Annotated in this window: 7 protein-coding genes; 6 read left to right on the forward strand and 1 reads right to left on the reverse strand. The window is 60.6% G+C overall.

All coding sequences use genetic code 11. From position 1 onward, the window contains the following. The first annotated feature begins 132 nt into the window (after positions 1-132). From GJE22_RS01455 to tet(W), 6 genes are all read left to right on the forward strand, one after another. Positions 133-954, forward strand: a complete 822-nt coding sequence (locus GJE22_RS01455; RefSeq protein WP_144687260.1) for a ZIP family metal transporter — start codon at positions 133-135, stop codon at positions 952-954. A 235-nt stretch (positions 955-1,189) separates the two neighbouring features. Continuing rightward, on the forward strand, positions 1,190-2,047 hold the full coding sequence (locus GJE22_RS01460; RefSeq protein ID WP_144687259.1) for an HAD family hydrolase: 858 nt from the start codon (positions 1,190-1,192) through the stop codon (positions 2,045-2,047). A gap of 706 nt (positions 2,048-2,753) precedes the next feature. Continuing rightward, positions 2,754-3,446: a TetR/AcrR family transcriptional regulator C-terminal domain-containing protein gene (locus tag GJE22_RS01465; RefSeq protein ID WP_328592309.1), complete on the forward strand. Its 693-nt coding sequence runs from the start codon at positions 2,754-2,756 to the stop codon at positions 3,444-3,446. Continuing rightward, the gene (locus tag GJE22_RS01470) at positions 3,439-8,148 is read left to right on the forward strand and encodes a 2-hydroxyacyl-CoA dehydratase (RefSeq protein ID WP_144687258.1); all 4,710 of its coding nucleotides are present in this window, start codon (positions 3,439-3,441) and stop codon (positions 8,146-8,148) included. The genes GJE22_RS01465 and GJE22_RS01470 overlap by 8 nt, the downstream gene beginning before the upstream one ends. 396 nt (positions 8,149-8,544) lie before the next feature. Beyond that, positions 8,545-9,561 carry a hypothetical protein gene (locus tag GJE22_RS01475; RefSeq protein ID WP_235895727.1) on the forward strand — a complete coding sequence of 339 codons (1,017 nt, stop codon included), beginning with the start codon at positions 8,545-8,547 and terminating at the stop codon, positions 9,559-9,561. A 691-nt stretch (positions 9,562-10,252) separates the two neighbouring features. Next, positions 10,253-12,172: a tetracycline resistance ribosomal protection protein Tet(W) gene (gene tet(W) / locus GJE22_RS01485; RefSeq protein WP_000691721.1), complete on the forward strand. Its 1,920-nt coding sequence runs from the start codon at positions 10,253-10,255 to the stop codon at positions 12,170-12,172. 524 nt (positions 12,173-12,696) lie between these two features. Here the strand turns inward: tet(W) and GJE22_RS01490 are convergent. Further along, a complete protein-coding gene (locus tag GJE22_RS01490; protein ID WP_235895726.1) occupies positions 12,697-13,611 on the reverse strand; it encodes a type III pantothenate kinase in 915 nt (304 codons plus the stop codon). Positions 13,612-13,651 lie beyond the last annotated feature (40 nt).

Genomic DNA, 13,651 nt, shown 5'->3' on the forward strand with positions numbered 1-13,651 from the left:
ATCTCGATGAGCGGGATGTCCCCGGTGCCCATCAATCAGCACGTTCCTGGCGGATTCTTGTGGAGCGCTGCGGGTCCGAATAGGTTCTTTCGTGTAAACCGGGTAGGATGAGTGAAGACGAAAGGACCGAATATGTTTGACGCTTCGACGTTGCAGGCGCTATCTTGGGCCGCGTTTGGCTGCGGTTTCACATGGCTCATGACCACTGCGGGCTCGGCCGTGGTGTTTTTCACTGGCAAGGACCCCGAGAAAGGCAAGCTCACCCATCACATCTTCCTCGGGTTCGCGGCGGGCGTGATGATCGCCGCCAGCGTATGGTCGCTTTTGAACCCCGCCATCGAGCAAGCGGAGGAGATGGGGCAGATCGGCTGGATTCCAGCCGCGGGCGGTTTTCTCTTGGGAGTCGCGTTCCTTATAGCGCTCGATTCGCTCTTGCCGCATTTGCATGCGGAAAGCGATGAGCCCGAGGGCATCCAAACCAGCTGGAAGCGCACGACGCTTTTGGTTTCCGCTGTGACACTCCACAACATCCCCGAGGGAATGAGCGTTGGCCTGCTGTTTGCCATGGCTTCGCAGGCGCAGGGGGTAGCAGGAGAGGCGTATCTGGGCATGGCCTTCGCGCTGGCGCTGGGCATAGGCCTGCAGAACTTTCCCGAGGGCGCTGCCATTTCGCTGCCGTTGCGTCGTGAGGGCATGAGCCGCGCGAAGGCGTTCGCCATGGGGAGCCTTTCCGGCATCGTCGAACCCGTATTCGGCATCCTCGTGGTCTTGGCGGCGGGGTGGATCAGTCCCTTCATGCCGTGGCTTCTCGCCTTTGCCGCGGGCGCGATGATATACGTGGTGGTCGAGGAGCTCATTCCCGAGGCGCATCTGGGCGAGCATTCCAACGTTGGCACGCTCGGCGTGATCGTAGGCTTCGTGGTCATGATGGTCCTGGATGTCGCGCTGGGATAGATAAGGGTCGAGGCGCCGGGAACGAAAAGGCGCCGGTTGCCAAAATGTCCGCCAAGCCTTATTAAACGTTCATCATCTTGTTCAGCGATTCGTGCGAGAATGGCGTATGTGTGTCGCAGCGGTTTGGCTGCCGGCACCGTCCGCCTGCCATGCGGGCCGGGGCTTCGCGCGCTCGGTCGACGTGATAGCGACGGTATCATGTATCACCCTCGACGTGGCTGAACCAGGAGGACCCATGATCAAGCTTTTCGCGAGCGACCTCGACGGCACACTTTTCAACGCGTTTCACAACGTCGACCGAACCATCCTCGACGCTGCGCGGGCCATCGTGGCAGCCGGAGCGCATCTGGTGCTCGCGACGGGGCGCACGGTCATATCCGCTCGGGACCTTGGTTTCGAGGACGTGCCGATTGAAGCCGTGGGGTCAAACGGCTCCATCATTCGCGATGGTGCGGGGGAGATTATCAAGACGTTCCCGCTTGATCCGGCGGAGCTCGAAGACCTCATGCGCTCATTTCCCCATGTGTGCTTCGACTGCGTGGCGCCAGAGGGTTCTTATATCACGGGCACCCGCGAGGACCATGAGGCGGGATTCCGCCGCGACGGTTTGGTGCGACGCATCGTGATGCGTGGCATGCGTCAGCGTCGCGGCGGCGGAGGGGAGCGCCGTTTCTCCCAGTCGATGGGCGAGGTGCTCGCGCACGAGATATGCAAGGTCAACTGCCGTGTTTCGGACGACGGGCTCGAACGCGAGCTCAAAGCATATCTTGCCGAGCATAGCGATACGCTGGTTAATGCACCCTTCAACCCTGTGATGTTCGAAATCACACAGGTCGGGGTCAACAAGGGCGCGAGCGTCGCGTGGCTCGCCGAGCATCTTGGCTACGCCGAAAGCGAAGTAGCCGTATACGGTGACGGCGGCAACGATTTGGTGATGCTCGAGAGATTCGAACATGCTTATGCCACTGCGAACGGCAGCGACGAAGCCAAGCGCGCGGCGGGCACCGTTATCGGGCCGTGCTATCTACACGCCGTGCCGCGGCACATGTTGCGGACGCTCCGTCGCGAGCGCGGGCGCGTGGTAATCGAGTAGCTGATTGCCGCAATCGAGGCGTCGCCTGCTTGTTGGCGTGGCTGCCGCGGATTCAACCGGTTGGGCGGGACCGAAACCTTAGAATTTCGCGTCATCGAAGCAAAACTCCCGCCAAAGGATCGATTTTTATTGGGCACGCCGGGTACAAGCGCCTGTTTGCCGGAAGAAAGCTCAGCTACAAGGGTTGCTTCCTATCGGGCTACTGCGTGGGGCGAGAGAAATTCGATCCTTTGGCGAGAGTTTTTTGGCGGCGGGGGCAATCGGGCATATGGTGACGGCGGATGTCTGCGGTGGCGGGGGAGCCTGCGGTGACGGCGGATGTCTGCGGTGGCGGGGGAGCCTGCGGCGGCGGGGGAGCCTGCGGTGACGGCGGATGCCTGCGGCGGCGACAGATACTTACGAATCGCAAAAGCGCTGCGTTGTTCCTCCGGTTGGTTGCGGCAAGCGTGTCACAGCACTAACAAGCTCCTAACACTTGTGAAGACGCGGCGATGCCGGCGCGCGTGTGAATGATATTGCACGCTGTGTGCAATAATACTCAGCGCGTGAAGGAATGGGCCTTCACACACGAGAAAGATGGTATATGGTTCCATCTGCATCAGCAGCGGTAACAGCACCTGTGGCGGAGCCGGTCCGGCAGGTGCCCCCGGCAACCCTTTCGATGGCTCCCGCGACTCCGGCGCCCGCTAAATGCGATCGCCGCAGCTTGCGTTCGCAGCGTATGCTGCGCCGGGCGCTTGCAGAGCTGGTCAGCGATGGCGAGGACGTAAATGCGGTCACGGTCGCCGCGCTCACGGAGCGCGCCGGCCTCACGCGCCGCACGTTTTACACGCATTACCGCGATATCCCTGATTTCATCGAGCAGGTCGAGGCGAACATCTTGGACGAGATTCGCGCTCGCATCGCCCGCGTGGCCGCGGCGGATCTTGCCTCTCTGTACCGAAACATCGAGGACCTCGAGCCCGCACCGGGCTCCGTTGAGCTGCTCGCCTATCTGAAACGCGACGGTGCGGTGATCGGTGCGCTGCTGGGCCCGGGCGGTGACCCTGCGTTCGTCCAGAGAATCATGGATATCGCTCGCGACACGGTTGCCGATCGCATGAAAACGGGCATCTTCCCTGGCGTGCTCGGTGCATTCTTCGACTACTACCTTGCCTACGTGGTCGCCGCGGAAATGGGCATCGTACAGAGGTGGTTCGCGAGGGGGCTGCGCGAGACCCCCGAAACGATGGCGCGCATCATGACGGTCGCCGCGTTCGTGCGCCCGGGCGATCTGTACGGAAAGCCGATCGATATCAACGTGCCGGAGTACGGCATGAAGCTCATGGGCCTGAACCTCTTCGGCCCGCTAGATGACGCAACGGATGATGCTGACATCAAGGAGGACTTCAATGGTTAAGATTCCCGTGATGGGCGAAGTGGACGAGATGCCCGAGCAGGAGATGGCTGCCGAGGCGCCGGGCGCGACGGCGGGCGCGGTATCAGACGGTGCAATCTGGAATCCTGATGCCGCAACAAGCAACCTGCATTTAGGCATCGACGTGGGATCCACCACCGTCAAACTCGCCGTGCTGAACGATGACAACCAAATCGTCTATGCCAAGTACCAGCGGCACCACACCGACGTGCGCGCTTGCGCCCGCGACCTCTTCGTGCAGGCGGCCGCGGTGCTTCCCGAGGCGCAGATGACCTGTGCCATTACAGGCTCCGGCGGCTTGCTCCTTTCGCAGTGGCTCGGTCTTGAGTTCGTGCAGGAGGTCATCGCGAGCAAGCGCGCCGTGGAGACCATGATTCCCCAGACGGACGTGGCAATTGAGCTCGGCGGCGAGGACGCCAAGATCATCTACTTCGACCAGGGCATCGAGCAGCGCATGAACGGCACCTGCGCTGGTGGTACGGGCGCGTTCATCGACCAGATGGCCACGCTGCTCCACACCGACGCCTCCGGCTTGAACGAGCTCGCCAAGGGTGCCACCACCATCTACCCCATCGCGAGCCGCTGCGGCGTCTTCGCCAAGTCCGACGTGCAGCCGCTCTTGAACGAGGGCGCGCGCCAGGAGGACGTGGCCGCGTCCATCTTCCAGGCGGTGGTAACGCAGACCATCTCGGGCCTCGCGTGCGGCCGCCCCATCCGTGGCAACGTGGCCTTCCTCGGCGGCCCGCTCCAGTATCTCTCCGAGCTGCGCGAGCGCTTCTACATCACGCTCGAGCTTGACGAGGAGCATCGCATCGTGCCCGCGAACGCGCACCTCTTCGTAGCAAGCGGCGCCGCCATGGCGCACGAGTCCGAAAAGCTCAGCACCTTCCCCGAGCTCATTGCCGCCATTGATGCGCTCGGCGACACCCAGGGCTCCGAGGTGGCGCGCCTGGATCCGCTTTTCGCGACCGATGCCGACTACAAGGAGTTCAAGCAGCGCCACGACCAGGAGGTCGTGCCCCGCGGCGAGCTCGAGGGCTACGAGGGCCGCGTGTTCATCGGCCTGGACGCCGGCTCCACCACCATGAAGGCCGCGATGGTGGGCGAGGATGGCCAGCTCCTCTACACCTGGTATGGCAACAACAACGGCGACATCTTGGGTACGGCCAAGACCATCATGGCCGATTTCTACGCGCACATTCCCGCAGGCTGCACCATCGGCCATGTGACCACCACGGGTTACGGTGAGGCGCTCCTCATCGAGGCGCTCAAGGCCGACTCGGGCGAGATCGAGACCGTTGCTCACCTGCGCGGTGCGAAGGCCTTCCTGCCGGGCGTGCAGTTCATCTTGGACATCGGTGGTCAGGACATGAAGTGCCTGCGCGTGGCGGACGGCGTCATCGAGCACATCATGCTCAACGAAGCCTGCTCCTCGGGCTGCGGTTCCTTCATCGAGAGCTTCGCCGTGTCCATGGATATGGGTGTCGAGCAATTCGCTCGCGAAGCCATCGGCGCCCTGCAGCCCGTCGACCTGGGCAGCCGCTGCACCGTGTTCATGAACTCCCGCGTGAAGCAGGCGCAGAAGGAAGGCGCCACGGTGGGCGACATCGCCGCGGGCCTGTCCTACTCCGTGATTAAGAACGCCCTGTTCAAGGTCATCAAATTGCGCGATCCTAAAGAGATCGGCACACAGGTGATCGTCCAGGGCGGCACCTTCATGAGCGACGCCACTTTGCGCGCTTTCGAGCTCCTTACCGGCGTGAACGCCGTGCGTCCGGACATCGCGGGCTGCATGGGCGCTTACGGTGCGGCGCTCCTCGCGCGCGACCGCGCCGGCGCCGAGGGCACCTCGACCATCCTCTCCGCCGAAGAGATCGCTGCGCTTACCGTGATCCAGCGTCATGCACGCTGCGGCCGTTGCTCCAACAACTGCCAGCTCACCATCAACGACTTCGGTGGCGGCCGTCGTTTCATTACCGGCAACCGCTGCGAGAAGGGCGCGGGCAACCACGCCAAGAAGCAGGAGGTGCCGAACCTCTTCGCCGCCAAGAACGACCTGCTCTTCAACCGCTCCGTGCTGGCGGAGGAGGACGCCCCGCGCGGCACCGTGGGCATCCCCCGCGCCCTCAACATGTACGAGAACTATCCGTTCTGGCACGCGTTCTTCACCAAGTTGGGTTTCCGCGTGGTGCTCTCGGACGATTCGAGCAAGAAGACCTACGACGCGGGCATCGAGTCCATGCCATCCGAGTCCGTGTGCTACCCGGCTAAGCTCAGCCACGGCCACGTGATGAACCTCATCGACAAGGACGTCGATTTCATCTGGATGCCGTGCATCCGCTGGGAGCGCAAGGAAGACCCGGCAGCGGGCAACTGCTACAACTGCCCCATCGTCATGAGCTACCCCACGGCGCTGGGCCTCAACATCGACGAGATTGCGAGCAAGAACGTCGAGTTCATGTACCCGTTCGTGCCGTATCACGACAAGATCGAGCTCAAGCGCCGTCTGTACGAGCTCATCGCCGTCGAGCGCGTGCAGGATGCGGAGGAGGGCCTCGGCCGCGTGCGCGGGCCCAAGATCACCCGTTCCGAGATCGACGCCGCAGTGAACGCTGCCTACGAGGAGGACGCTCGCTTCCATGAGCGCATCCAGGAGATGGGCGAGGAGGCCATTCACTGGATTGAAGAGCACGGCGGCCACGGCATCGTGCTCGCCGGGCGCCCGTACCACAACGACCCGGAGATCAACCACGCTCTGCCCGAGCTCATCACGAGCTTCGGCTTCGCGGTGCTCACGGAGGATTCCGTCGCGCACCTCGTGAAACCCGACCGGCCCATCCGCGTGGTCGACCAGTGGATGTTCCACAGCCGCCTCTACCGTGCGGCTAAGCTCGTGACGCTTCGCAACGACTTGGACCTCATCCAGCTGAACTCCTTCGGCTGCGGCCTCGACGCGCTCACCACCGACCAGGTGCAGGAGATTCTTGAGGGTTCCGGCAAGATCTACACCGTACTCAAGATCGACGAGGTCTCGAACCTCGGCGCTGCGCGCATCCGCATCCGCTCGCTCATGGCTGCCTTGAAGGACCAGGAGGCGGAGCGCGCCGCTGAGGCCGCCCGCGCCGGCGAGGCCTACGAGCAGGGCGACGCCGCCCCCGTGGCGCCGAGCGAGGATGCCCCGGCATTCTCTACGCACAAGTACGCGCTCTCCGCGCAGCGCCGCGCGAACTCGGCCGCCTTCCCCAAGGTGCAGTTCACCGAGGAGATGCGCGACCAGGGCTACACCATCCTCTGCCCGCAGATGGCGCCCATCCACTTCGACCTGGTCAAAGAGGTTATGAAGGCGGCGGGTTACAACTTCGTGCTGCTGCCCTCTACCGACCGCGGCGCCGTCGAGGCGGGCCTGCGCTATGTGAACAACGACATCTGCTACCCGTCGATCCTCGTGACCGGTCAGATCATGGAGGCTATCGAGAGCGGCAAGTACGACCTTAACCGCACCGCCGTGATCATCTCGCAGACGGGCGGCGGCTGCCGCGCCACCAACTACATCGCGCTCATCCGCAAGGCGCTGCGCGAGAGCGGTAACCCTCAGGTGCCGGTGATCAGCCTGGCCGCGGTGAAGCTCGACGAGCAGAATCCCGGCTTCAAGCTCACGCCGAACCTCCTTAAGGCCGCCGTGTACTGCGTGCTCTTCGGTGACGTGATGATGCAGATGCTCTACCGCACGCGCCCGTACGAGGCCACGCCGGGCTCTGCCAACGCGCTCTTCGAGGAATACATGGAGCGCGCCCGCAAGCTCGCGCCCAAGTTCACGCGCCGTTCGTTCACGCGGCTCTCGCGCGAGGCCATCCGCGCGTTCGATACGCTGCCGCTCGTGGGCGAGGGCACCAAGCCGCGCGTGGGCGTGGTAGGCGAGATTCTCGTCAAATTCCACCCCACGGCTAACAACCACGTGGTCGAGGTCATTGAGTCCGAGGGCTGCGAGGCCGTGGTGCCGGGGCTCCTCGACTTCTTCCTGTATTCCATGTCGAATGCCAAGGTGCAGAAGGACGAGCTGGGGAGCTCCGCCGCATCGCGAGCCACCATGGATGCCGTCATCGGCCTGGTCGACTGGATGCGCAAGCCCGTGGACGAGCTGCTGGAGCGGAGTGCCCGGTTCGAGCGCCCCGAGCCCATTAGCGTGATGGCTCAGAAGGCCACGCAGGTTCTTTCACTTTGCAACAACATGGGCGAGGGCTGGCTGCTCACTGCCGAGATGCTCGACCTCATCGACCACGGCGCGCCGAACATCATCTGCACGCAGCCGTTCGCATGCCTGCCGAACCACGTGGTGGGCAAGGCCGTGATCAAGGAGCTGCGCCGGCAGCACCCCGAGAGCAACATCGTGGCCGTGGACTACGACCCGGGTGCTTCGGAGGTGAACCAGCTCAACCGCATCAAGCTCATGATCAGCGTGGCCAAGGAGAACCTGCGTGCGGGCAAGGGCTTCACCATGCAGAGCGTGAAGCCACTTGCGATGGATATGGATGACAGCAAGTTCCGGCCGTATCACGGAGATGATGCGGGGAGCGGCGCGCGCGGCGGTACCGGCGCAGCCGGCGGCTCGTGTTCTACGTGCGGTGCCGTTACCGATGACGCCGTGGCGGCCGTGGCCGAGCGTTTGGGCGAGGGAGTCAAGTAGCGCTGTCGGTGCTCGACGATGCTGCCGGCGCCGGGCGGTGCCAGGCGGTGCCGCTTCTCTCGGCTGGGGCGGGCGGCGCTGCTGCTTTCAGCTGGGTCGGGTGATGCCGCTTTCAGCCGTCTGCGGGCGGCGCTGCTACCTCCTGATGATGTCGGGCGCCCCCTTTGCGAAGGCGCTCCCCTTTGCATGGGCGCCCGATTTTGGGCGGAGCCGGCTGCGGGGGCGCTTCTCTTTGCGGAGGGTGCCCGCTCCGGACGGCGTTCTCGGGCGTAGAATCGACAAAATGAATCTTTCATGCCGAATTACGCAATTAGAAGCATTTTTCTCCGTCTTATTGCGTAATTCGGCATGTAGAATGAGCGCTAGAAACTCAGTCTCGTGGTCGGGGGTGGCGCTATGCGGAGGTCGAAGCGCTGGGCAGAGCTCGAGCAGCTCATTCGTGATGAGCAAGGGCGTGGCAGATGCTTTGCCGCGCGCGACCGGAATGAGGTGCAGCTGTTGCGGCGGCACGTTGCTCAGAGTGTCGTGGTAGAGCCGTTCCCACGTCTGTTCGCAACGAACGACTACTGGAATGCGCTGCGGCCCGATGCGCGGCACCTTCATATCGTGCGGGCGCTTGCGGCACGCGACCAGGATATAGTGTTCTGCTCCCATAGCGCGGCGCTCATCCATGGCCTGCCCGTCTCCTACCATCTTCTCGATGCAGTTCATTGCGTTACGAAGGCATCCGCGCCGTCAAAGAGCCGAGGAATGCTCAAGCGGCACGGCATGACGCCGCACGAGATTACCTGCGTCGATGGCGTGCGTGTGATATCGCTGGTAGAGGCCGCGGTGGATAGTATGGTGTCGGCGCCGTTTGCAGATGCGCTGGCGGTGGCGGATGGGCTGCTCCGCACGTTCGATATCGATCGGGACGTTCTGAAGTTCATCGTTGAGGAGCTCGCCGAATCGAGGCGTGGCGCCGCGATTGCTCGGCGTGCCGCGGCTTTTGCCGATGGAAGGGCAGAGAGCGGCGGCGAGTCGATTGCGCGCGCCGTGATGATTGAGGCGGGCATGGCTCCGTCTGATATCCAGCCTGCGTTCTCGGATCCTGTTGAGCCCTGGCGAGAGGTGCGGCCAGATTTCCTCTTCCTTCTGAAAGACGGATCTACGGCCTTGGGTGAGCTTGACGGATTGGATAAGTATGACGACCCTGAGCTCACGCAGGGACGGAGCACGACTGAGGTGCTCGCGCGTGAGCGTCGGCGCGAGTCGCATCTAACGCTGCTCGGCATGCCGGTGGTGCGGTTTTCCATGCATGACGTTCTCACTTCGGGTCGGCTTGTCTATCTGCTCTCCGTGGGAGGCGTTACGCCTTCCACGCTCGCTCCGGGCGACTATCGAGCGACCGGCGACGGCAGGCCGAAGAAGTAGTTGACAAGCCCGCTACAAATGCTCATGTACGGTAAAGAAGCAAGCAACCGAAAACAATAGATAGACCGCCAGCACTACACTATTCCGAACCAAAGACCAAAAGATAAGCATTTTGAGAAAATCTAAACTTTTGGATTTTCCTACAATGCCGACTACGGCGGAATCCCTCCCACTCCTTATATATTTCTTTCTGTATACATTGAATTTGTATTTAGTAAAATGCAGACAACACCACGGATCGGCTTTTGGCTGGACAATTCCAACCAAACACCGCAGCAGACAGTAGAAACCATTCTGAACGTTAGGAAGCCGGTATGATTGTTACATATAAGGGGAAGAAAAATTTCTTTTAGATACTTGTTTTCCTAAAACTGATGTGATATAAGATATAATAATTCAATTCCAGAAAAGGAGTAAAAAATATGCGGCAAGGTATTCTTAAATAAAACTATAATCAAATAGTGGGAACAAAGGATTATGATAGTCCCTTTTGTAGGGGCTTAGTTTTTTGTACCCAATTTAAGAATACTTTTGCCTTATCAATTTTGACATATCCCCAAAAACAGCACTCACAAACAGGTGTATGCTGTATATGTGTATGTCCGCAAATTATCTATCATCCCCAGTGGTAAAAGTATTTTACTGCTGGGGATTTTTATGCCCTTCGGGGCAGTAAAGGGAGGACAATCACATGAAAATAATCAATATTGGAATTCTTGCCCATGTAGACGCTGGAAAGACGACCTTGACGGAGAGCCTGCTATATGCCAGCGGAGCCATTTCAGAACCGGGGAGCGTCGAAAAAGGGACAACGAGGACGGACACCATGTTTTTGGAGCGGCAGCGTGGGATTACCATTCAAGCGGCAGTCACTTCCTTCCAGTGGCACAGATGTAAAGTCAACATTGTGGATACGCCCGGCCACATGGATTTTTTGGCGGAGGTGTACCGCTCTTTGGCTGTTTTAGATGGGGCCATCTTGGTGATCTCCGCTAAAGATGGCGTGCAGGCCCAGACCCGTATTCTGTTCCATGCCCTGCGGAAAATGAACATTCCCACCGTTATCTTTATCAACAAGATCGACCAGGCTGGCGTTGATTTGCAGAGCGTGGTTCAGTCTGTTCGGGATAAGCTCTCCGCCGATATTATCATCAAGCAGACGGTGTCGCTGTCCCCGGAAATAGTCCTGGAGGAAAATACCGACATAGAAGCATGGGATGCGGTCATCGAAAATAACGATAAATTATTGGAAAAGTATATCGCAGGAGAACCAATCAGCCGGGAAAAACTTGTGCGGGAGGAACAGCGGCGGGTTCAAGACGCCTCCCTGTTCCCGGTCTATTATGGCAGCGCCAAAAAGGGCCTTGGCATTCAACCGTTGATGGATGCGGTGACAGGGCTGTTCCAACCGATTGGGGAACAGGGGAGCGCCGCCCTATGCGGCAGCGTTTTCAAGGTGGAGTATACAGATTGCGGCCAGCGGCGTGTCTATCTACGGCTATACAGCGGAACGCTGCGCCTGCGGGATACGGTGGCCCTGGCCGGGAGAGAAAAGCTGAAAATCACAGAGATGCGTATTCCATCCAAAGGGGAAATTGTTCGGACAGACACCGCTTATCCGGGTGAAATTGTTATCCTTCCCAGCGACAGCGTGAGGTTAAACGATGTATTAGGGGACCCAACCCGGCTCCCTCGTAAAAGGTGGCGTGAGGACCCCCTCCCCATGCTGCGGACGTCGATTGCGCCGAAAACGGCAGCGCAAAGAGAACGGCTGCTGGACGCTCTTACGCAACTTGCGGATACTGACCCGCTTTTGCGCTGCGAGGTGGATTCCATCACCCATGAGATCATTCTTTCTTTTTTGGGCCGGGTGCAGTTGGAGGTTGTTTCCGCTTTGCTGTCGGAAAAATACAAGCTTGAAACAGTGGTAAAGGAACCCACCGTCATTTATATGGAGCGGCCGCTCAAAGCAGCCAGCCACACCATCCATATCGAGGTGCCGCCCAACCCGTTTTGGGCATCCATCGGACTGTCTGTTACACCACTCCCGCTTGGCTCCGGTGTACAATACGAGAGCCGGGTTTCGCTGGGATACTTGAACCAGAGTTTTCAAAACGCTGTCAGGGATGGTATCCGTTACGGGCTGGAGCAGGGCTTGTTCGGCTGGAACGTAACGGACTGTAAGATTTGCTTTGAATACGGGCTTTATTACAGTCCGGTCAGCACGCCGGCGGACTTCCGCTCATTGGCCCCGATTGTATTGGAACAGGCATTGAAGGAATCAGGGACGCAACTGCTGGAACCTTATCTCTCCTTCACCCTCTATGCGCCCCGGGAATATCTTTCCAGGGCTTATCATGATGCACCGAAATACTGTGCCACCATCGAAACGGTCCAGGTAAAAAAGGATGAAGTTGTCTTTACTGGCGAGATTCCCGCCCGCTGTATACAGGCATACCGTACTGATCTGGCCTTTTACACCAACGGGCAGAGCGTATGCCTTACAGAACTGAAAGGGTATCAGGCCGCTGTCGGCAAGCCAGTCATCCAGCCCCGCCGTCCAAACAGCCGCCTGGACAAGGTGCGCTATATGTTTCAGAAGATAATGTAACGTCTTGCGCAATGCAAGCGTTCATTGCTGGCTATTGCGAAATATCATTGATAAAATCAGTATCAGAGAGGAGAAACTATTTTGAACCAGGAACAGACGAATATTACAACAGGAAAGCAAATACGTCATCTGCGAACACAACTTGCACGCGGTTGAAGCGTCTGTTGCAAACTTGCATGCCGTTTTACGCAATAAGAAGCTAAACTAGCTGTCTAATTGCGTAAAACGGCATGCAAGTTTGTTAAGCGGCGCGTGGCAGCCTGATTTAGGTAGCGAATGAGCCGAATGAGTCTGTCGCGGGGCTGCGCCGCGTCTCTTCCGCTGAGATGCGTTTCCCCGTGGGGTCGCGCGGGTTGCAAATGTGCCAGCGGCGGCGCGGGGCGGGCGGCGGAGGGGCCTGTCTCGGGGTCGTGCAGGCAAGCGAGCGTGCCAGCGGCAGCGCTGCGCAGGCAAGCGAGCGTGCTCTGCCGCGCTGTGCCTCCGCGACGCCATTCCGTGGCCCGCCGTGCCCCGCTGGCCCAGCGCTATCCTCGTTGATTAGCCTGCCAGATGAGGGCGAGCCCCCGAAGGGTAAGGGCGTCGTCGACGAGTGTCTGGTGGTGCAGGAGCGCGGCGATGGCGCCGGCATTCTCTCCCGTGATGACAATGGGAATGGTCATCGGCTCGGCGGCACCTGCATCGGCTTCGCCGCGCTCGTTTTCATGCGCAGCCGAGCCTTCGCCCAACCTGGCGCGTGCACGCTTGCCGTTGTCCGCAAGCTCGGCAACCACCGCATCGAGCAAGCCATCGATGCGCGCCGCCTCTCCGAGCACGACGCCAGACTGCATGGCTTCGCGCGTAGAGCGCCCGAGCACGCGCTCAGGTGCACGAAGCTCGATAATGGGCAGGCGCGCCGCGGCTTCGGCGAGTGACCGCGCCCCGAGCGCAACGCCCGGTGCGATGATGCCGCCGCAGAACGCACCGCTGGCATCAATCGCCTCGAAGTTCGTGGTGGTTCCTAAGTCCACCACCACGACGGGCGCTCCATAGGCGGCGCGTGCCGCGACGGCGTCCGCGATGCGGTCGGGCCCGACTTCAGAGGGGTCGTTGAACCGCAGCTTAACGCCCGATCGCAAGCCGGGTCCCACCACGAGCTGCCTGCCAAGGACGGTGTCCGCAAGCGCTCGGTGCCATGCGTCGGTGAGGGTGGGAACCACGCAAGAGAGGATGGAGCCTTCGGGGGAAGGGCACGTGCCTCCGCGCGATGACGTCTTGCCCGTCAGCTCGCCGAGAATCTGCCCAAGCTGCATGCGCGCCTCGTCTGCCGTGATGGGTTGGCGCGTGGTGACCTCGCATGCGCTGAGAAGCTTTGGGGCGCCCTCAGCACCCGCTGCGGCCGTTTCGAGCAGGCCAAATCGAGCGGTGGTGTTTCCGATGTCTGCGGCAAGTACGTGGGCCACGAGTCCTCCTTTGCGCGATAGATGCCTCCATTGTCGCATG

This window comes from Enorma shizhengliae (genome assembly GCF_009676995.1).
GTDB lineage: Bacteria > Actinomycetota > Coriobacteriia > Coriobacteriales > Coriobacteriaceae > Enorma > Enorma massiliensis.

Excerpts from the sequence above, each read along its gene's own strand:
- GJE22_RS01475 (WP_235895727.1), top strand. The coding sequence starts at position 8,545 with ATGCGGAGGTCGAAGCGCTGGGCAGAGCTCGAGCAGCTCATTCGTGAT.
- GJE22_RS01455 (WP_144687260.1), top strand. The coding sequence starts at position 133 with ATGTTTGACGCTTCGACGTTGCAGGCGCTATCTTGGGCCGCGTTTGGC.
- GJE22_RS01460 (WP_144687259.1), top strand. The coding sequence starts at position 1,190 with ATGATCAAGCTTTTCGCGAGCGACCTCGACGGCACACTTTTCAACGCG.
- GJE22_RS01470 (WP_144687258.1), top strand. The coding sequence starts at position 3,439 with ATGGTTAAGATTCCCGTGATGGGCGAAGTGGACGAGATGCCCGAGCAG.